20 protein-coding genes are annotated in these 19319 nt (G+C 71.2%); 12 read left to right on the forward strand and 8 right to left on the reverse strand.

Features of this window, described 5'->3' with window-relative positions; all coding sequences use genetic code 11:
- Positions 1-142: 142 nt before the first annotated feature.
- Together IE231_RS11400 and IE231_RS11405 are read left to right on the forward strand one after the other, a co-directional pair.
- The gene (locus IE231_RS11400) at positions 143-628 is read left to right on the forward strand and encodes an inorganic diphosphatase (protein WP_189694097.1); all 486 of its coding nucleotides are present in this window, start codon (positions 143-145) and stop codon (positions 626-628) included.
- Positions 629-737: 109 nt separating this feature from the next.
- On the forward strand, positions 738-1349 hold the full coding sequence (locus IE231_RS11405; protein WP_189694098.1) for a hypothetical protein: 612 nt from the start codon (positions 738-740) through the stop codon (positions 1347-1349).
- 68 nt (positions 1350-1417) lie between these two features.
- On the opposite strand, the gene IE231_RS11410 is transcribed toward IE231_RS11405, so the two are convergent.
- From IE231_RS11410 to serS, 3 genes are all read right to left on the reverse strand, one after another.
- On the reverse strand, positions 1418-2254 hold the full coding sequence (locus IE231_RS11410; protein ID WP_189694099.1) for an HAD family hydrolase: 837 nt from the start codon (positions 2252-2254) through the stop codon (positions 1418-1420).
- 168 nt (positions 2255-2422) lie between these two features.
- Positions 2423-3178 carry a putative endonuclease domain-containing protein gene (locus tag IE231_RS11415; protein WP_189694100.1) on the reverse strand — a complete coding sequence of 252 codons (756 nt, stop codon included), beginning with the start codon at positions 3176-3178 and terminating at the stop codon, positions 2423-2425.
- A gap of 381 nt (positions 3179-3559) precedes the next feature.
- Positions 3560-4846, reverse strand: coding sequence for a serine--tRNA ligase (serS, locus tag IE231_RS11420; RefSeq protein WP_189694101.1), 1287 nt, complete (start codon positions 4844-4846; stop codon positions 3560-3562).
- A gap of 71 nt (positions 4847-4917) precedes the next feature.
- On the opposite strand from serS, the gene IE231_RS11425 reads away from it, so the two are divergent.
- A complete protein-coding gene (locus tag IE231_RS11425; protein WP_189694102.1) occupies positions 4918-5964 on the forward strand; it encodes a diacylglycerol/lipid kinase family protein in 1047 nt (348 codons plus the stop codon).
- Positions 5965-6034: 70 nt separating this feature from the next.
- On the opposite strand, the gene IE231_RS11430 is transcribed toward IE231_RS11425, so the two are convergent.
- Genes IE231_RS11430 through IE231_RS11440 form a run of 3 tightly spaced genes read right to left on the reverse strand, consistent with a single transcriptional unit; the run spans position 6035 to position 8143 of the window.
- Positions 6035-6895 (reverse strand): arylamine N-acetyltransferase family protein, encoded by an 861-nt coding sequence (locus IE231_RS11430; protein ID WP_189694103.1) that lies wholly within the window; start codon positions 6893-6895, stop codon positions 6035-6037.
- Entirely contained in the window at positions 6888-7811 is a 924-nt protein-coding gene (gene pheA, locus IE231_RS11435) for a prephenate dehydratase (RefSeq protein ID WP_189694104.1), read from the reverse strand. Before pheA ends, IE231_RS11430 begins: the two co-directional genes overlap by 8 nt.
- Positions 7812-7816: 5 nt before the next feature.
- Positions 7817-8143: a rhodanese-like domain-containing protein gene (locus tag IE231_RS11440; protein ID WP_189694105.1), complete on the reverse strand. Its 327-nt coding sequence runs from the start codon at positions 8141-8143 to the stop codon at positions 7817-7819.
- 71 nt (positions 8144-8214) lie between these two features.
- Between IE231_RS11440 and IE231_RS11445 the strand changes: the two genes are divergently transcribed.
- Complete coding sequence (locus IE231_RS11445) at positions 8215-9732, forward strand: amidase (protein ID WP_189694106.1); 1518 nt, start codon at positions 8215-8217, stop codon at positions 9730-9732.
- Positions 9733-9735: 3 nt separating this feature from the next.
- Here the strand turns inward: IE231_RS11445 and IE231_RS11450 are convergent, their stop codons facing one another.
- On the reverse strand, positions 9736-10425 hold the full coding sequence (locus IE231_RS11450) for a DUF4190 domain-containing protein (protein ID WP_229866749.1): 690 nt from the start codon (positions 10423-10425) through the stop codon (positions 9736-9738).
- Between the two features lie 137 nt (positions 10426-10562).
- Here IE231_RS11450 and IE231_RS11455 point away from each other — a divergent pair, with 137 nt between their 5' ends.
- The 6 genes from IE231_RS11455 to IE231_RS11480 all read left to right on the forward strand — a co-directional run bounded on the left by IE231_RS11455 (position 10563) and on the right by IE231_RS11480 (position 16786).
- Entirely contained in the window at positions 10563-11432 is an 870-nt protein-coding gene (locus IE231_RS11455) for a DNA/RNA non-specific endonuclease (RefSeq protein ID WP_189694108.1), read from the forward strand.
- Positions 11419-12636 carry a M4 family metallopeptidase gene (locus tag IE231_RS11460; protein WP_189694109.1) on the forward strand — a complete coding sequence of 406 codons (1218 nt, stop codon included), beginning with the start codon at positions 11419-11421 and terminating at the stop codon, positions 12634-12636. The genes IE231_RS11455 and IE231_RS11460 overlap by 14 nt, the downstream gene beginning before the upstream one ends.
- Before the next feature lie 28 nt (positions 12637-12664).
- Positions 12665-12979, forward strand: coding sequence for a protealysin inhibitor emfourin (locus tag IE231_RS11465; RefSeq protein ID WP_189694110.1), 315 nt, complete (start codon positions 12665-12667; stop codon positions 12977-12979).
- A gap of 90 nt (positions 12980-13069) precedes the next feature.
- Complete coding sequence (gene pgm / locus IE231_RS11470; protein ID WP_189694111.1) at positions 13070-14722, forward strand: phosphoglucomutase (alpha-D-glucose-1,6-bisphosphate-dependent); 1653 nt, start codon at positions 13070-13072, stop codon at positions 14720-14722.
- A gap of 61 nt (positions 14723-14783) precedes the next feature.
- On the forward strand, positions 14784-15278 hold the full coding sequence (locus IE231_RS11475) for a MarR family winged helix-turn-helix transcriptional regulator (protein ID WP_189694112.1): 495 nt from the start codon (positions 14784-14786) through the stop codon (positions 15276-15278).
- Positions 15275-16786: an MFS transporter gene (locus IE231_RS11480; RefSeq protein ID WP_229866762.1), complete on the forward strand. Its 1512-nt coding sequence runs from the start codon at positions 15275-15277 to the stop codon at positions 16784-16786. The genes IE231_RS11475 and IE231_RS11480 overlap by 4 nt, the downstream gene beginning before the upstream one ends.
- A gap of 212 nt (positions 16787-16998) precedes the next feature.
- On the opposite strand, the gene IE231_RS11485 is transcribed toward IE231_RS11480, so the two are convergent.
- The gene (locus IE231_RS11485) at positions 16999-17607 is read right to left on the reverse strand and encodes a malonic semialdehyde reductase (RefSeq protein ID WP_189694113.1); all 609 of its coding nucleotides are present in this window, start codon (positions 17605-17607) and stop codon (positions 16999-17001) included.
- Positions 17608-17796: 189 nt separating this feature from the next.
- On the opposite strand from IE231_RS11485, the gene IE231_RS11490 reads away from it, so the two are divergent.
- Both IE231_RS11490 and IE231_RS11495 read left to right on the forward strand, forming a co-directional pair.
- Complete coding sequence (locus tag IE231_RS11490; RefSeq protein WP_189694114.1) at positions 17797-18465, forward strand: TetR/AcrR family transcriptional regulator; 669 nt, start codon at positions 17797-17799, stop codon at positions 18463-18465.
- An 11-nt stretch (positions 18466-18476) separates the two neighbouring features.
- Complete coding sequence (locus IE231_RS11495; protein WP_189694115.1) at positions 18477-19319, forward strand: enoyl-CoA hydratase-related protein; 843 nt, start codon at positions 18477-18479, stop codon at positions 19317-19319.

A 19319-nucleotide genomic window follows, 5' to 3' on the forward strand; every position in this document is an offset into this window, starting at 1 on the left:
TGGTATGGCGTCGGCGCGGGGAACGAGGACCCCGGGGGCAGATATCCTTCATGGTAGTCGCCGCCGCGGCCCGCCCCACGATTGGGCCGGGCGGCCGCCAACCGACCGCCATCCGGCCCCTCCGGGCCAGGCAAGGAGCACCATGAAGCACGACGTGACGATCGAGATCCCGCGCGGCTCGCGCGTGAAGTACGAGGTGGACCACGAGACGGGCCGCGTCCGCCTCGACCGCGTCCTCTTCACCTCGATGCAGTACCCGACCCACTACGGGTTCTTCGACAACACCCTCGGCGAGGACGGCGACCCGCTCGACGCGCTCGTGTGGTACCCGGACGTGGACCTGTTCCCCGGCATCGTCCTCGAGGCGCGCCCGATCGCGATCTTCAACATGGAGGACGAGTCCGGCGGCGACGCCAAGCTCGTGTGCGTCCCCGCCGACAAGCGGTTCGACCACATCCAGGAGGCCTCCGACCTCGACGAGTTCCTCATCAAGGAGATCGAGCACTTCTTCTCCCGGTACAAGGACCTCGAGCCGGGCAAGTGGGTCAAGCCGGCCGGCTGGGCAGACCGTGCCGCGGCCGAGGCCGAGCTCGAGGCCTCCATCAAGCGGTTCGGCGAAGGCCACTAGGAACCTGGACTCATCCGGCCCGCCGCGTGCGGACCCCCGGGGGCGGCCACCAGCGGCAACGCGGTGGCCGCCTCTCGCCGTTCCGGTGCGCCGCCGCTAGGCTCTGGCCATGTACACGGTCACGATCAACCAGCGCGACCGCGCCCTCGGGGACCGCGTTCCCGAACTCCTCAGGGCCCTCGGCCGGCTGCGGCCCGAGGTGCCCTTCGACCGGACCGTGGGCGACGAGGCCCAAGCCGTCTTCACCTCCCCCGGTCCTGCGGTGGACGCCGCCCTCACCGCACTGAGGCCGGACGCGTGCGGCGACGTGCGCTGGAACGTGGGGATCGGCGTCGGGCGTCTCGCCGAGCCGCTGCCGCTCGGCATCGCCGAGGCCCGCGGCCCTGCGCTGGCGCACTCGCGGCGCGCGGTCGAGCGTGCGCAGGCGGGCGGTGACGGCCCTGCGATTGCCGTGGAGGGCCCCGACGCGGCCCTCGCGCACGACGCCGAGGGGGTGCTCCGGCTGCTCGGCCTCGCGATCGTGAAGCGAACCGCCGCCGAGTGGCGGGTCCTGGACCTCCTGACCCCCGGGGTGCGGGGGCAGCAGAAGGCCGTCGCCGAGGCACTCGGCATCACGACGCAGGCGGTCTCGAAGGCGATCGCCCGCGCGCACTGGCCCGAGGAATGGGCCGCGCGGCCCGCGGCAGCGCGGCTCCTGGGGCTACTCGACGCGGCTCCCTGACGGGGCGGTACCCGCCCGACTGCATGGGATCCCGCACATGGCGACCCGCCCCCGTCGTGCGTGAGGCGCTAGAGGAGCGAGCGGAGGATCGCGGCAGCGCCGTCCTCCTCCACCGGTGCGGCTACCTCGTCTGCGGCCGCCTTGACCTCATCGGGCGCCTGGCCCATCGCGACACCGCGGCCGGCCCACTGGAGCATCTCGATGTCGTTGCGGCCATCGCCGATGCACACGGTGTCGGCCCGCTCGATGCCGAGGAGGCTGCGGACGTGCTCGAGCCCACTGGCCTTCGTCACCCCGTGCGCGGCGATGTCGAGCCAAGCCGTCCACCCCACCGAATAGGTCACGCCGTGGAGCCCGATGGACTCGACAGCCTCGCCGAACTCCTCAGCCGTGGAATCGGTGGAGAAGACGACGAGACGCACCGCCTCGGCCTCGAGCAGCTCGCCGAAGGAGACGCCTCGGGCCTCGACGCCGAAGCTCGCGTCCTGGAAGCGCTCGGTCGAGAGGAAGTTGCCCTCGATGTCCTCGAGGGCGTACTTCGCGTTGGGCAGGCGGTGCCGCAGGGCCCTGAGCGCGGGGGCCGGGTCGAAGGAACGGCGGTCGATGACGGTGTAGCCGCCGTTCGCGCCAGCGTGGATCTGGACCACGACCCCGCCGTTGCTGCACACGGCGTAGCCCTGGTCGACCCCGAGGAGCTCCACCACCGGGAGGGTGGCACCGAGGGAGCGGCCGGTCGCGACGACGACCTCGTGGCCCGCACCCACGACGGCGGCGCCCGCCTCCCTGATGGCCGGTGACATGTGGCCGTAGTGGTCCACGAGCGTGCCGTCCACGTCGAGGCCGATGAGCTTGCGGTTCATGGTGATGAGCTGGTCATCGATGCCAGCGTTCAGTGCTGTTGTCATGGTTACTAGTGAACCACCCTCCGCCTGAGCGTCCCTGTGGTTCCGGTCTGGAGGCCGTGAACACGGGGTGAACAGTCACAGGCGCAGGTGAATATCCACACCCTCGCCCACAGTGTGAGTGTTCACCTACGGGTCCGGTGGGTTGCGGGGTCTCCCGCCGCCTGCCGGTCAGGACACCACAGGTTCTGGATCGTCCCAGATCCAGCGCACCACGCCATACCCCGCCGCCCGGATCTCGTCCTCGCGCAGCTTCTCCGCGACCACCGCCTCGGCCGCGGACTTCCCCGAGAGTTCCATGGAGCGGAGGTACTTCTGGAGTCCGTCGAACTCGCCCACGAGCTTGAGCCTCGGCCAGCAGAAGTCCACCCGGGCGATCCACCGCCCGTCCCGCGTGATCGATACCTGAAGCTGCGGCATCTCGAACCCGAGCTCCCACATGAGCGCGCGGCTGAACGACTCACCCACAGACTCCGAACCGGCATCGGCGAAGTCGAGCACACCCGCGGTCCGTGTGCGCGCGCTCGCCGTGGGCAGCGAAGCCTGGAGGGCGCGTAGCTGCCCGGCCGTGCGCCGCACCTTGAGCCCATCGCGCCCGGCGAGCAGCGCGTCCACGACGACCACGGCCTCCGTGAAGGGCAGGCGGTGGATGGTGTCCGCGAACGCCGCGTCGAAGGGCTCCATGGCCAGCGAGAGCCCGAGATGGGGCACCGTGAGACGGTTGGCGGGTACGGGCTCCCACCAATGCTTCGCCTCGGGGTAGCCCCGCGGCAGCATCTGCCCCCGTTGGGACGCGGTCCAGGCCTTGAGCGCCACTGATTCGTTGCCGTAGATCCCGGCCGGCTGGGTCGACCCGCTTCGTGCCCGGCTTGTCGTCCGGTAGCGGACGTGCGTCGGCGTCCGGGCAAACTCCACACCCCATGCCATCAGCGCGGTCTCCCGGCACAGCACTGGCGACGGTCCCGCTGCGGCGAGTGACGCCGTCGTGATGGCGTAGCGGTCAGCTGCGGTCCCGGAGAGCCATTCATCCGTCGGCAGGTATACGCCCCGCCGTAGCCGCACAAGACGCCCAGCCGCGTAGGCGCGGCTGGGCGTCTTGCGAGCTGCGCCCCGTCCGGTGCTGGGCTGTCGACGTCTCGAACTGCACGCTGGGAAATCTCGTGGGACCACCCAACCGGACCCACGATGCTGGCGCCACCGGCACCGGCACACCTGTGGATAACCGAAGTCACCTCAGGTTCTGGACACGACCCCGCGCCGTGGCGTGTGGTCATGTCCAAAACCTGTGGTAAACCGCCCGTTGGTGAGCTACAGGACGGGGAGAACCTCGAGGCCGCCGAGGTAGGGGCGGAGCGCGGCAGGGACATTCACCGAGCCGTCGGGGTTCTGGTGGTGCTCGAGGATGGCCACGATCCAGCGCGTCGTGGCGAGGGTCCCGTTGAGGGTCGCGACGGCGCGCGTCCCCTTCGACGAGCCCTCGGCGTCGAGCACGCGCTCACGGATGTTGAGGCGGCGCGCCTGGAAGCCCGTGCAGTTGGAGGTGGACGTGAGCTCGCGGTAGCGGCCCTGGGTCGGCACCCAGGCCTCGCAGTCGAACTTGCGGGCCGCGCTCATGCCAAGGTCCCCAGCCGCGGTGTCGATCACCCGGTACGGCAGCTCGACCTTGGCGAGCATCTCCTCTTCCCACGCGAGCAGGCGGGCGTGCTCGGCCTCGGCGTCCTCGGGGCTGCAGTAGACGAACATCTCGACCTTGTTGAACTGGTGCACCCGGATGATCCCGCGCGTGTCCTTACCGTGCGAGCCGGCCTCCCGGCGGTAGCAGGAGGACCAGCCGGCGTAGCGGGTGGGCCCGGCGGAGAGGTCGAGGATCTCGTCGGCGTGGTAGCCCGCCAGAGCCACCTCGGAGGTGCCCACGAGGTAGAGGTCGTCCTCGGCAAGACGGTAGATCTCGGCGTCGTGCGCGACATCGAAGCCCGTACCCTGCATCGTCTCCGGACGCACGAGGGTGGGCGTGATCATCGGGATGAAGCCATTCGCGACGGCCTGGTCCATGGCCATCGAGAGCAGCGCGATCTCGAGCCGCGCCCCGACGCCCTTGAGGAAGTAGAACCGTGAGCCGGAGACCTTGGCGCCCCGCTCCATGTCGATCGCCCCGAGGAGCTCCCCGATCTCGAGGTGGTCCCGGGGTTCAAAGCCCTCGGCGGCGAAGTCGCGGGGCGTGCCCACGGTCTTGACCACGGCGTAGTCGTCCTCGCCGCCGGCCGGTATGCCGTCGATGATGAGGTTGGGCACCACGCGCATGAGCTCGTCCATCTCGGCCTGCGCCTCGTCCGCGGAGGACTGGGCGGCCTTGACCTTCTGCGCGAGGTCCTTGACCTCGGCGAGCAGTGCCTGCTTCTCCTCGCCCTTGGCAGCCGCGACCTTCTTGCCGAACTGGTTCTGCTGCGCGCGCAGCGTCTCGTACTCGGTCAGCGAACCACGACGGCGCGCGTCGGCGGCGATGATCGAGTCCACGAGCGCTTCGTCCGCCCCGCGGGCCCGCTGGCTCGCACGGTACTTGTCGGGGTTCTCGGTAAGGTCCTTGACGTCGATCACGAGTCCAAGACTAGCGGGACTGGCGGGGGCGGTGCGGAAGGGCTCCCGCGTCAGGCTAGAGTGTGAGCATCATGCGCGGTTGGATCATTGCTGGTGCTGTTGCCGCTGCTGGCGGCTTCGCTGTCGCCAGCTGGTGGGGCGTGCGCCGGCTCAAGGCGCAGCATTCACGCAGCGCGGTCGCCGAGCCCGCCGCACCGCCGCCTTCCGGGCCCCAGCAGGTGGCCGTGGTGGTGAACCCCGTGAAGGAGCACGCGCACGAGACGCGCCTGCTCATCGAGGCCGCCTGCCGCGGAGCCGGCTGGCCCGACCCCCTCGTCTTCCAGACCACCAAGCAGGACCCGGGGCACACGGCGGCGCGCCAGGCGCTCGAGGCGGGCGCCGACGTCGTGATCCCGTGCGGCGGCGACGGCACGGTGCGGGTGGTCGCCGAGGCCCTCGCGGGAACCGACACCGCGCTGGGCCTGGTGCCACTGGGCACGGGCAACCTCCTCGCCCGGAACCTGGACCTCGACGTGGCGCACATCTCCCAGTGCGTCTACACGGCGATCTTCGGCCGCCAGCGCCGGATCGACACGGCCACCATGACGCTCACCGCCCCGGACGGCGGCACTTCCGAGCACACGTTCCTCGTCATCGCGGGCGTCGGGATGGACGCCGAGATCCTCAACGACACGAGCGAGAACCTCAAGCGCGCGGTCGGCTGGATGGCCTACACCGAGGCGGGGATCCGGCACATGCCCGGCCAGCGGCGCCGCCGCGTGGAGATCTCGCTGGACAACGGTGACTTCCAGTCCCGCCGCGTGCGCAGCGTGCTGTTCGCGAACTGCGCGAAGCTGCCCGGAGGCGTGGACTTCATCCCGGACGCGTACATCGACGACGGCGTCCTCAATGTGGCGATCATGAGCCCCCGCAGCCTCATCGGCTGGATCGCGATGTACGTCAAGATCATGTTCCAGCACAAGCGGCAGCTGCCGGTCATGCAGTTCTACGGCGCCCGCAAGGTCTCCATCCGGGTGCCGGAGCCGATCGAGACGCAGGTTGACGGCGATGTGGTGGGCCCGGCCACGCGCGTGGACGTCGAGGTGCACCCCGCGAGCCTGCTCGTGCGCGTCGCGTAGCCTCAGCCCGGAGCGCACCACTGCGCCGTCGGCGCGCGAGGGCGTCGGCGCACGACGCCGTCGGGTCGCCTCAGGCGGCAGCCGCCACTCTGTAGATGCGGTCCCAGTCGATCCGTGCGTCCTCGATGAGGAACAGCTCCCTCGCCACGTCCCGGAGCTCCGCGGCGCTGCTGAGCGTGCGTTTCTCCACGGCTGAGGACCCGTCCTGTGCGTAGGTGCGCACGGAGAGGACCAGGTTGGACAGCGTGACCCGCCCGCGCTCGGTGAGGATGGCGAAGATGAGCGAGCGCGTGAACGGCGGGGTGTCCGACGTGGAGGTGAACCAGTTGGCGACGGCGAGGTCCGCAGGGGCGCTGGGCCGGAGGTCGATCCCGTAAAGGTTCGCCCAACCGCCGCCGACCATCGCCTGGAGCATGAGGTCGGTGCCGGCTGTATCGCCCGCGGGGAGTCCCGCCTCGGCCGCGGCGACGAAGCGGAAGGTGCCGAGCGCGGTGACTGTCTCGGCGGTGCCGAGGGGCAGCACCCCCGAGGGGGTGAACCCGCCGAAGCCGGCGTCGAGGAGGTACCGCTCGCCGTCGTGCGTGAAGAGCGTGGCCTGGTGGGTGCGGGCCGGTGCGCCCGAGCCCGGCTCCCGCTGCCAGTAGACGCGGCCGAGGTGATTCTCGACGTCCGCCGCACCCAACTCGGCCAGCGCGCGGGACAGCAGGCCGGAGTGCTGGAAGCAGTAGCCACCACGGCGCCGGCGCACGAGGACGTCCTCGATCCCCTGGGCGGAGATGTCCACGATTCCGCCGCCGGCGGGGGTCAGGTTCTCGAACGGGATCGCGCGGGTGTGGTGCGCGTGGATCGCGGCAATGTTCTCGATCGTGGGCGCCGTGTCCCCGCTGTAGCCGATCCGGCTGAGGTAGTCGCGCAGGAAGCGGTCAGCCACCGAGGATCCCCTCCACCCACTCCCGGGCCGAGGCGAACGCCTCATCGGTGACGTGGTCCTTGACCACGGGACGGGCCCCGTCGGCGCGCGGATAGGAGCCGAGGAACCGCGTATGGGGGCTGATGCGGTGCAGGCCGCGCAGGGCGTCGGCGATCCGGGCGTCCTGGATGTGCCCGTCCACGTCGATGGAGAAGAAGTAGTGGCCGAGGTACCGGCCGGTGGGACGCGACTCGATCCGTGAGAGGTTCACACCGCGCGCGGCGAACTGCTCGAGGATCTCCATGAGCGCCCCGGCGCGGTCCTCGGGCAGCGGCACGGCAACCGAGGTCTTGTCCGCCCCGGTGCGCGGCGGGAGGGCACCGGGCCGCGCCACGAGGATGAATCGGGTGACCGCGCCCGGGTTGTCGCCGATGTCCGTGGCCAGGACCTCGAGCTCGGGGTGCTCCTCGGCGACGATCGGGGCGCAGATCGCGGCGTCACCCGGGCGTGAGGCGGGATCGAGGAGGGCAAGCGCGCCTGCCGCGGTCGAGCTCGCGGCGAGGTGGACGGCGTCGGGCGCGTGCGCAGCCGCCCATCCGCGGCACTGGGCCCACGCGTGACCGTGGGTGGAGATGCGCCGGATGTCCGTAATGCGCGTGCCGGGGCGGGCGACGAGCACGAAGGTGATCGGCACGACCTCCTCGCGGACGATCCGCAGGTCCGGCCCTGTGGCAATCGCATCGAGGGTGGCCGTGACGCCGCCCTCCACGGAGTTCTCGATGGGAACCATGGCGGCGTCCGCCGTCCCGTCGCGGACCGCGTCCATGGCGGCGTTGACGTTGCTCGCGGGGACGCGCGCGGCGTCGCGGGCGCCGGGGACCTTAAGGAGCGCGGCCTCCGTGAACGTGCCCTCGGGGCCCAGGAACGTGTACGTCACAGCGGCTACAGGACCGTGGGCGTCTGGCCGTTCTCGGCGACCAGGGGCTTGCCTGCCGTGAGCCAGGCGTCCATCCCGCCAGCCACGTTGTACGCCGAGTAGCCGTTGGCCACGAGCCACTGGGCCGCCCGGGCCGACCGGCCGCCGGTGCGGCAGATGACGAGGAGGTCCTCGTCGGGGTCCAGCTCGTCGAGGCGGCCCGGCAGCTGCTCGAGGGGAATGTGGACGGCGGCCTCGGCGTGCCCGGCCTCCCACTCATAGTCCTCGCGCACGTCCAGGAGGATCCCTTCGGCGGGGAGCTCGTCCACGCGCACGGTCTCGAAATCAGACATTCTCAGCCTCCGAAAATGGTCATTTCCTCCAGCCTATAGTGGTTCAGACGCGCAGTGACCTACGGAGGACCATGGCAGGCGATGTGCTCGCGAACAGCGGGGAGGCCGGTCCGGAGGAGGACGGCGCGTGGGCCTCAGCGGCCGAGCTGCGCGACGCGCTCCGCGACGGGGACGTCTCGGCCCGTGAGGTGACGGACGTCTTCCTTGGCCGGATCGAGGCCGCGAACCCGCTGCTCGGGGCGTTCCTCACCGTCACCGCCGAGCGCGCGCACGACGCCGCCGCTGCCGCCGACTCCCAGCATGCCCTCCTCTCCCGCTCGGGCCGGCTCGACGAGCTCGGGCCGCTGCACGGGATGCCCACGGCGTTCAAGGACCTCACCGACGTGGCCGGCGTCCCCACCACGCACGGCTCGGCGGCACTCGAGCACCGGCCGGCCCCGGCCGACTCCCCCATCGTGGGCCTCCTGAGAAGCGCGGGGATCGTCTCCCTCGGCAAGACGCAGGTGCCCGAGTTCGGGCTGACTGCCTACTCCGAGAACCGGATCGGGCCGCCGTCCCGCAACCCGCACGGGCCGGCGCTGAGCTCCGGCGGCTCCTCGGGCGGCTCGGCTGCTGCAGTCGCCGCCGGCCTCGTGCCCTTCGCCGCCGGATCCGACGGGGGCGGCTCGATCCGCATCCCTGCCGCTGCCTGCGGCATCGTCGGGCTCAAGGTGGGGCGCGGGACCATCCCCGAGGGGCAGAGCAGCTCGGACGCTCCGCGGCTCGTCGTGGCCGGCCCGCTCGCCCGCAGCGCCGAGGACGCCGCCCTCCTCCTCGACGCCATGGTGACAGGCATTGGGCGCCACCACGCCGGCGGAGCGCGCACGGCCGAGGATCTCCCCCGCGGCGACCGCCCGCCTCGGGGACGCCACGCTGGGACGTACGCGGACGCCGTCGTGCGCGCGCCGCGGCGGCTCCGGATCGCGGTGAGCCTCGCGAGCCCCTGGGACGCCCGGTACGAGGTGCGGCCCGAGCGGGAGGCGCTCGAGGCGCTCCGGCGCGCCGTGGGGCCGCTCTCGGCGGCGGGGCACCTCGTCGTGGAGCACGACGTCCGGTTCGACAACCGCTACCCCGACGCCTTCACGGCCGCGTGGACCGCTGGCGTGGGGACCGCCAGGATCCGGCCCGAACGCGAGCCCCTGCTGACGCCGGTGACCCGCGCGTTCCGGCGCCGCGCACAGCAGCGCTCCCATGCGAAGCTCGAGGAAGCCCTGGCGTTCCTGCACCAGTTCGAGCGCGACATGGCCGCCCAGCTCGCCGACTGGGATGCGCTGTTCTCCCCCGCGCTCGCGCAGACGCCCCGACCGGTGGGGTGGTTCACCGGTGGCCCGGAATGGCGCGGCACTGCCGACGACGACTACCGCCGCCAGTGCGAGTTCGCCCCGTGGTCCTCGTGGGTCAACGTCTGCGGGCTGCCCGCCGTCGTGGCCACGACCCACTGGACCGCCGAGCGGCTGCCCATGGGCGTGCAGGCCGTCGGGCACCCCGGGTCCGAGGCCGTGCTGCTCCAGCTCGCCCGGCTGCTGCACGTCCCGGCGCCCGGGGGCTGAGGGTCAGAGGCTGCTGTAGCGGCCCGTGGTTGGGGCGATGCCAAGCACCACAACGAAGAGCGCGATGAACGCGATGGTCAGCGCGAGGCCCACGTATCCCATGACGAGGCCAGCGAGCGCCATGCCACGTCCGGCGGGCTCCCGTGAGAGGGCCATGTGCCCGAGCACCACGGCCGCGATCTGCGGCAGCACGAAGAAGCCGAAGCCCACGAACACCGAGATGCCGCAGACCATCGCGGCGATGCTCAGGCCCCTCGGCTCGGGTGCCCCGTAGGGGTACGGCGGGTAGCCCTGGCCGTACTGGGCCGCCGGACCGTAGGGGGGCTGGCCGTACTGCTGGTTCTGGCCGTAGGGGAACTGGCCGTACGGGGGCTGCCCTTGGCCGTACGGGGGCTGGCCGTACGACGCCTGGGTCTGACCATAGGGCACGGAGCCGAGGCCGCTCCCGCGCGAGGCATCCTGGCCCTGCCGGTCATCCTCCCGCGGGGCCCCGTCCGGCCGCGGGCGCTGCTCGGGAGCCCGCGGGGGCGTGCCGGGGGGCAGTGGCTGCGTCGCACCGGGGGACATCGGCCCGGGCGGGAGCGGCTCGGTCGGGTTGTCGCGGCCCTTGCCGAGCGAGACCGGAGGGACGTAGGACGGCGGGCTGTACCTTGGGCGCTCGGGCGCCCCGTCCGTCTCGGAGGGCTTGGGCACTTCCGGATCCTGTGACATCGCGCTCTCCCCTAGCCTGTGCGTTTCCCCCAGCCTACCCTCGCGCGGACTGCCCAGAAATGTCGTAGGCGGCTGCCATGCTGGAGGCATCTCGCACCAGCGCGGAAGGGGAAACGACGATGTCCAGCACCCATGGGGAAGCAGCTCGCAGGCCGGCACCGGCCCCAGACGGGGCGGGGTACGATCCGGCGTTCCTCGGCACACCGGCGCCTGTGCCGATGCCCACCGGGCCCGGACTTCTCGAACTGCCCTACACCCACTTCACCATCCACCAGGATCCCGTCCGACGCATGCCCGCGGCCACGGCAGTGAACATCGATGGCGCAACGCTCGTGGACATCACGCGTGGAGGCGAGACCTGGAATCTGGATCCGCGGATCGGCCCGGACCAGCAGTGGGGCGCCGAGCTGTATTCGGACAACAGGTTCGACCGGGGGCACCTCGTCCGCAGGCAGGACCCGCTCTGGGGGGATCAGGCAACGGCCGAGAAGGCGAATCTGGACACGTTCCACTACACCGTGTGCGCGCCGCAGGCCGACTACTTCAACCAGGGCAGAGAGCTGTGGCTCGGGCTCGAGGACTACATCCTCGGCCACGCCGGTGCCGACCGGCAGCGGCTCTCGGTGTTCTCCGGGCCGATCTTCGACGTCGGCGACCCCGAGTACAGGAGTGCCCGGATCCCACGGAAGTTCTTCAAGATCGGGGCCTGGAACGCGGGGCCGCAAGCGGCAGACTCCGCGCTCGCCTGCACCGGCTACATCCTCGACCAGTCCAACGGGCTCGACGCCGTCCTGCACGAGGGGGCACGCGAGGCCCCGCCCCTGGGCCCGTTCAAGACCTTCCAGGTGCCGGTATCCGACATCGCAGCCCTCACTGGCCTCGACCTCGGCCCGCTGACAGCCGCCGACCGGTACTCCGTGCCGCGCGGCGCCCGCGGCACCGCCGAGCGGTGGCGCGAGATCGGGGGCTTCGCCGATGTCCAGCTCTGAGACAACCAGCACCGCGGCGGGCAGCACAGGGCGCCCGATCGGCAGTCTCACCCCTGCCCACCCCGGGCGTCACCGCGGCGTCGTTCCTCCCTACCTCCTCGAGCGTCTCGCGACCTCCGACGAGAGGCGGACGCGCGCCCTGCGCGGTGAAGGGCCCGCGAACGGATGGGCCACGGACACGCGCGGGCTCGAGACCGTGGCCGAGCTCGCTCGGCGCACGCTCCTCGCCGACGAGCGCCTGCGCGAGCGCCGCGCAACGCACGGTCGCGAGCCAGGGCACACCATCCTGGCCGAGCCGGGCACCCTGCGCCGGGAGATCAGCGACGCCGAGCGGACCGAGGTGCTGCCCGGGAAGCTCGTGCGCAAGGAGGGCCAGGACCCGGTCGGGGATGCGGACGTCAACCGTGCGTACGACGGGCTCGGGGACACCTACCGGTTCCTCGAGGAAGTGTTCCGCCAGTCGAGCATCGACGGCGCAGGGCTGGCCCTCGAGGGGACCGTGCACTACGGCGTCGGATACGACAATGCCTTCTGGGACGGCTTCCGGATGGTGTTCGGGGACGGCGACGGCAAGGTTTTCGCCTCGTTCACGAGCTCGCTGAGCATCATTGCGCACGAGCTGGGCCACGGGCTCATGCAGCACACCACGGATCTGAAGTACGAGGGCCAGTCGGGGGCGCTCAACGAGTCCTTCGCGGACGTCTTCGGGGTGCTCGTGGAGCAGTTCCACCGCGGAGACACGGTGGAGTCGGCCAGCTGGATCGTGGGCGAGGGCATCTTCCTGCCCGGGATCAAGGGCACTGGCGTGCGGTCCATGAAGGCCCCCGGCACCGCCTACGACGATCCGGTCCTCGGCAAGGACCCGCAGCCGGACCACATGGACGGGTACGTGCGCACCCGCGAGGACAGCGGCGGGGTCCACCTCAACTCGGGGATCCCGAACCGAGCGTTCTACCTCTCCGCGGCGGCGCTCGGCGGCCACGCCTGGGAGCGGGCCGGGCGGGTCTGGTTCGAGACCATCGCACCGGGGAAGCTGCCGCTCGACGTCGACTTCCGCGGGTTCGCGCGGGAGACTGTGCGGGTGGCCCGCTCCCTCTACGGGCGCGAGTCCGCCGAGGAGCGGGCCGTGCGCGCCGGCTGGCGCGGTGTGGGGATCACGGTGCGGCTCACCGAGGCCGCGAAGACGAGGAGGCCCGGGCACTAGGGGAGGCTGGCGCAGGGATGGGCATGCGATGAAGATCGAGGTCACCCGGTCGGGCGGGGTTGCGGGCGTGCACCGCACCGGAAGCGTCGAATTCGCCATGCGCGGGGCTCGGGCCCCGTCCGATGCTTCATGGGCGGCGCTCTACCGGCAGGCGCGCAGCGAATGCGGGCTGCTCGGCGCCGGCGGTGGGGCGACGGACGACGCCGCCCGCGCGCCGTCGCGCGTCAGGGATGCCTTCCAGTGGACCCTCCGCTTTGGCAGGGAGCGCATCGAAGTGCCCGACACGGACCTCTCGGGTGCGCTGAGGGAGCTGGCGGAACGCGTGCTCGCTGAGGGGCAGTGACCTCCGCCGAGGGCTGCCAGCGCCGCCGCGGGCTACGAAATGTTCACACGGGCGCCACGCATTGGTGGCCTTCTCTGCAAAGCTAGGCATATGGCGAACCGTGCGGGCACCGTAGCCCTTCCCAGTGACCTCGTGGACATCACCGCCCTCCTCGACGCGTACTACGACGTGTCCCCGGACGTGGGCGACCCGGGCCAGCGCGTGGCCTTCGGGACCTCGGGCCACCGCGGCTCGAGCCTCAAGGGCTCCTTCAACGAGAAGCACATCGCCGCCATCACCCAGGCGATCGTCGAGTACCGGGCCGGACAGGGCATCGCGGGACCGCTGTTCCTGGCGAAGGACACCCACGCGCTCTCCGAGCCGGCCACCAACACCGCTCTCGAGGTGCTCGCGGCCAACGGCGTGCAGGTCCTCGTCGACGCGCGCCACGGCTACACCCCAACGCCGTCGGCGAGCCACGCGATCCTCAAGTACAACGCCGGCCGGCCCGAGGACGACCGGGGCCGCGCGGACGGCATCGTCGTCACCCCGAGTCACAACCCGCCTGCCGACGGCGGCTTCAAGTACAACCCTCCGCACGGCGGCCCCGCGGACACGGACGCGACCGGCTGGATCGCGAAGCGCGCGAACGAGCTCCTCGAGGCGGACCTCTCCGGCGTCAAGCGCGTGCCGCTCGCGGACGCGCTCGCGGCGGACACGACGGGCCAGTTCGACTTCCTCTCCTCCTATGTGGACGACCTTCCCCTCGTGGTGGACATCGACGCGATCCGCAACGCGGGCGTGCGCATCGGCGCCGACCCCATGGGTGGGGCGTCCGTGGACTACTGGGGCGAGATCGGCGAGCGCCACCACCTCGACCTCACGGTGGTCAACCCCACCGTGGACCCGCAGTGGGCGTTCATGACTCTGGACTGGGACGAGAAGATCCGCATGGACTGCTCCTCCCCCTTCGCCATGGCCTCGCTCATCCAGAAGGTCTCCGGGGGCGCGGGCTACGACATCGCCACCGGCAACGACGCCGATGCCGACCGGCACGGCATCGTCACCCCGGACGCCGGGCTCATGAACCCGAACCACTACCTCTCCGTGGCGATCGACTACCTGTACCGCCACCGCAGCGGCTGGCGCCCAGATACCGTGGTGGGCAAGACGCTCGTCAGCTCGTCGATGATCGACCGTGTCGCCGAGGGCCTCGGGAAGAAGCTCGTGGAGGTCCCCGTCGGTTTCAAGTGGTTCGTGCCCGGGCTGCTGAGCGGGCAGGGCGCGTTCGGGGGCGAGGAGTCGGCGGGTGCCAGCTTCGTCAAGCGCGACGGCAGCGTCTGGACCACGGACAAGGACGGCATCCTCCTGGACCTCCTGGCCTCGGAGATCCGGGCCGTCACCGGCCAGTCCCCCAGCGAGCTCTACCGGGGGCTGACCGCGAAGTACGGCGCGCCGTCGTACGCCCGGATCGACGCCGCGGCGAGCCGGGAGCAGAAGGCGCGCCTCGGCGCGCTCTCCGCGGACGACGTCGCCGCCACCGAGCTCGCGGGCGAGCCCATCACCGCGAAGCTGACGGAGGCGCCCGGGAACGGGGCGAAGATCGGGGGCCTCAAGGTCACCACCGAGAACGCCTGGTTCGCGGCACGGCCGTCCGGCACCGAGGACGTGTACAAGATCTACGCCGAGTCGTTCAAGGGCGACGAGCACCTCAAGCAGGTCCAGGCGGAAGCGAAGGCGCTCGTGGACTCTGTGATCGGATAGACGGTGTGGGGGTGACAGCCGTCATATCCTTAGCAAGGGTAATAAGGTATGCTAAGTATCAATGACGCCTGCGAAGACCATCGAGACCGAATCCGCTGCCACCCCTGACCCCGCCGGAACCGACGGCCACGCGCCCGTCGACGTCCTCGAACTTGCCGCCGAGCTGAGGGCGGCGATCATGCGCACATCGCGCCTGCTGCGCACCCAGGCGAGCGGCGACGCCGTCAGCCCCAGCCAGATCACCGTGCTGGCCCTGCTCAACAAGCGCGGCCCGCTCACGATGCGGCAGCTCGCGGACATCGAGCACGTCCAGGCGCCCAGCATGACCCGCACGGTGAACCACCTGTGCGACGGCGGGTACGTGGCCCGCGCCGAGCACCCCACTGACGGCCGTCAGGTCATCGCCTCCCTCACCGACGCGGGGCGGCAGGTCCTCGAGGAATCCCGCAGACTGCGCGCAGCCTGGCTCGCGGGGCGCCTCGAGGGCCTGCCGGCCGCGGACAGGGACACGCTCCACCGGGCGGCCGAGCTGCTCCTGGAGATGAGCGCCAAGTGAACAGCCGCATGTTCCGCGCCCTCCAGCACCCCAACTACCGTCTCTGGGCCGCCGGCGCGCTCGTCTCCAACGTGGGCACCTGGATGCAGCGGGTCGCGCAGGACTGGCTCGTCCTGACCCAGCTCACCGATCACGACGGCGCCGCCGTGGGCATCACGACCGGCCTGCAGTTCCTCCCGATCCTCGTCCTCGGCCCCTACGCGGGCGTCCTCGGCGACCGGCTGGACAAGCGCAAGCTTCTCATCGCCACGCAGAGCGCCATGGGACTCCTCGCGCTCCTGCAGGGCATCCTCGTGCTGACCGGGGTCGCACAGCTGTGGCAGATCTACGCGATCGCCCTCGCCCTCGGCATCGCGAGCGCCTTCGATGCCCCGCCGCGCCAGGCGTTCGTCTCCGAGCTCGTGGGGCGCGCCGACGTGCCCAACGCCGTGGCCCTCAACTCCGCGTCGTTCAACCTCGCGCGCATGGCCGGCCCGGGTGTGGCCGGTCTGCTCATCGGCCTGATCGGCACGGGCTGGGTGTTCATGCTCAATGCCCTCACCTTCGCGGGCGTGCTGTTCTCGCTGACCCGGCTGAACGTCGGCCTCCTGCACAGGACCCCGCCGCTGCCACGCGGCAAGGGACAGATCCTCGCCGGCATCACCTACGTGCGCACGCAGCCGCGGATCCTGCTCATCCTCATCATGGCGGCACTCGTGGGCACGTTCACCCTGAACTTCCAGGTCACGAACGCCCTCATGGCTGCCGACGTCTTCCACACCGGTGCCGACGCGTACGGCCTCCTCGGATCGGTGCAGGCGATCGGCACGTTCGGCGGCGCGCTCCTCGCAGCACGCCGGAAGCAGCCGCGGCTGTCCCTGCTCGTGGCCTCTGCGGTGGGCCTCGGCGTGGCGACCATGGTCTCCGCCGCCATGCCCAGCTACCTCACGTACGCCGTAATGCTCGTGTTCGTGGGCGTGACAGCGCTGACGTTCCTCAACAGCGCGAACACGATCGTCCAGCTCAGCACGGACGCCCAGTACCGGGGCCGCGTGCTCGCCCTCTACATGGCCGTCATCCAGGGCGGCACCCCGATCGGCGCACCGCTGGTCGGATGGCTCGCCAACGCCGTCGGGACCCGCTGGGCCCTTCTCGCGGGCGGCCTCGCGGCCCTGGCGGCCGGCGCGATCGGCATCTGGGCGCTCGCACGATGGGGCGACGGCACCATCCGGGAGCAGCTCCGCGCCGCCTGGGCAGCCCGCCGCGCCGAGCAGGCCGCCACGGGGACGCTCCCGGTGATCGCGCCCAACGCGGCGGCCCACGCCCAGACTGACGCGTCGCATCCCACCGCCGGGGAGTCACCGGCCGCCGCGCACGACGCCGGACGCTCGCCTCTCGCGGGGCCGTCCGGATCCGCGGCGCGCGGCACCGTCCGCCCCGCCCGCACTCCTGTGCCGACCGGCCAGCACCCCACGGTGGCGCCCAGGCTGGACCCACCGCGGAGGGGAACCCCCGCACCCCGGCGCTGAGTCGGCGAGGGGCCCCTGCCGGGATCGCCGCGGACGCAGGGACGTGAACCCGCGTCGCCGGGACCTGACCCTCTGACGCTGGGGCATGACCCGGGAGCCAACCGACGAGAAAGATCTGGCCGCCCGACCCCTTCCGGGGCCGGGCGGCCAGATCGTGTCGGCAGAGCCAGCAGCCGTGCCTCACCGGCCCGTCGAGGGCCGGCGGACGAGGGTCAGACGGTCTCGACGACGTCCTCGTACGCGAACTTCGTCTTGGCAGGGCCCCACGCGTCCTCGCCGGGCTGGCCGATGTTGACCACGAGGAAGCTCTTGCGGCCGCCCTGCGGGAAGAACTCGGCGTCGATGGCGGAGAAGTCGGCACCGGTCATCGGGCCGGCCGCGAGGCCGAGTGCACGCACGGCGAGGATGAAGTAGCCGGCCTGGAGGTGCGCATTGTCGCGGCCCGTGCCGTAGCGGAGGGAGTCGTCGGCGGAGTAGGCGCCCTTGATGTACTCCGCCGCGACGGGCAGGAACGTGTCGACCTGCTCGTGCCACTCGGTGTCGAACGAGAGCACGGCGACGAGCGGGGCGCTGAGCGTCTTGGCCTGGTTTCCGCGGCTCATGTGCTTCACGAGGCGCTCGCGCGCTTCGGGGGTGCGCACGTAGGTGACGCGCAGGGGCTGGTTGTTGAAGGCGGTCGGGCCGAACTTGGCGAGCTCGTAGATGGCCTGCGCCTGCTCCTCGGTGACCTCCCCGGTGAAGGTGTTGGCCGTGCGCGCCTGGGTGAACAGTGCGTCGACTGCGGCGGTGTCGAGGACGGCTTCCTCGTGGGCGATGCTCATATGTCTCTCCTCACGGCGGCCCGGCGGTCGCCTCCACTAGGCGACAACCCGCCGTCGTGCGCTGCGGCTTCCCAAACAGGCCGGTGAAGTTCCTCACAGAGACCCTTGACCGACGTGGCCCAGGTCACTACTCTAAAGTCAGTGAATGAAGATTCATTCACTATGAACCAAGATTCACCGGGAGTGCCAATGCCGACCAGCGAAGTCCGCACCGACGCCGCGGAAGCCGCGCGCACCGCGCTCGTGGACACCCGCCGGCGGCAGCTCCTCAACGCAGCCGCCCGGCTGCTGGGCCGCGCCGGATCCCAGTCGGTGTCCATGCAGAACGTGGCGGACGAGGCCGGCGTGAGCGTCGGGCTCATCTACCGCTACTTCGCCAACAAGCAGGAGCTCGTGCAGGCCGTCATCGAGGACGTGCTGCACGAGTTCAGCGTGCGCGTCGCCGATCCCGTCCAGGACGAGCCCGACCCGGTCCGGCGCATCGCGGCAGCCTTCGCCGGCTACTGCGCCGTGGTGCAGGAGCTCCGCGACGCCGCCGTCCTCGCCTACCAGGAGTCCAAGACCCTCGAGCCCGAGGGCCGGGACACCGTCAAGGACCTCGAAGTCGAGAGCGCCGAGCCCCTCATCGCGGCCACCCGCGAGGCCATCGACGCCGGGCTCATCCGCGAGGTGGACCCGCGCGTCTTCGCCTACGGCTTCCTCACCACAGCCCACCTCTGGGCCCTCAAGCACTGGTACTTCAGCCGCTTCCTGACCCACGAGCAGTACGTGGCGGAGCAGACCGCCCTGGCCCTCTCCGCCGTGATCCGGCCCGAGCACCGGGCCGCCTACCCAGACCTCCTCGGCCCCCTCGCCTGAAAGGAACACCGATGACTGAGCAGACGACCGCCCCCAGCGCGGCCACCGCACCCGCGGTCCCCGCGTTCGAGGACATCATCTACGAGCGCCGCAACGCAGCGGCGATCATCACCATCAACCGGCCGGAACGCTACAACGCCTTCCGCGGCAGGACCGTCGACGAGCTCATCAAGGCGTTCCGCCTCGCCTGGGCCGACCGCGGCGTCCAGGCCGTCATCCTCACGGGCGCAGGCGAGAAGGCGTTCTGCACCGGCGGTGACGTCAAGCAGCGCGCCGAGACCGGCGACTACGGCCCCACCGAGTCCGGCATGTTCGAGATCGGGAACCTCCACAAGCTCATCCGGGACATCCCGAAGCCGGTGATCGCCGCCGTCAACGGCGTGGCGGTGGGCGGCGGCCATGTGCTGCACGTCCTGTGCGACCTCACGATCGCCTCCTCGACCGCCCGGTTCGGGCAGGCGGGCCCCCGCGTCGGCTCCTTCGACGCCGGGTTCGGCTCGGCGTACCTCGCACGCGTGGTCGGCGAGAAGCGGGCCCGCGAGATCTGGTACCTGTGCCGCCAGTACGACGCCGCGACCGCCGAACGCTGGGGCCTCGCCAACGCGGTGGTCGAGCCGGAACGCCTCCTCGACGAGGCGATGGCCTGGGCGGACGAGATCGCGGCCAAGAGCCCGACGGCAATCCGCTTCCTCAAGCAGTCCTTCAACGCGGACACCGACCACCAGGCAGGGCTGAGCAACCTCGCGATGTCCGCCCTCGACCTGTTCGTCGCCTCCCCCGAGGGCATGGAGGGTGCCGCCGCATTCACCGAGAAGCGCACGCCGGACTTCGCCAGCAAAGTCCAGTACCACTAG

The sequence above is a fragment of the Sinomonas cellulolyticus genome (assembly GCF_014656475.1).
GTDB lineage: Bacteria > Actinomycetota > Actinomycetes > Actinomycetales > Micrococcaceae > Sinomonas > Sinomonas cellulolyticus.